The organism is Sulfitobacter dubius (genome assembly GCF_027214245.1).
Classification (GTDB): domain Bacteria; phylum Pseudomonadota; class Alphaproteobacteria; order Rhodobacterales; family Rhodobacteraceae; genus Sulfitobacter; species Sulfitobacter dubius_A.
Genome location: NZ_JAPWHM010000044.1, coordinates 1 through 265, shown reverse-complemented (window position 1 = coordinate 265; position 265 = coordinate 1). Strand labels below are relative to the sequence as shown.

The following is a 265-nucleotide window of genomic DNA, read 5'->3' as shown; positions in this document are numbered from 1 at the left end:
ATATTCGAGTGAACAGCAATGGGTGCGATGATGGCTGTCATACCAAGAATCAAAGTGATGTTAACGATGTTAGAACCCAGCGCATTACCTAATGCTAGCGGCGAGTTACCGTCCATCGCAGCCATCATGGATACAATCATTTCTGGCGCCGATGTACCAAATCCAACCACCAGCATACCCACAAGCAAAGGTGGCATACCGGCATGATTTGCACTAGCAGCTGCACCGTCAACAAATCTGTCTGCACTCCAAACAAGTAATGCAA

Annotated in this window: 1 pseudogene; it reads right to left on the bottom strand. The window is 47.5% G+C overall.

Going from position 1 to position 265, the window contains the following annotated elements:
• A pseudogene (locus tag O4H31_RS19535) lies at nucleotides 1-265 on the bottom strand (calcium/sodium antiporter); the annotation flags it as partial.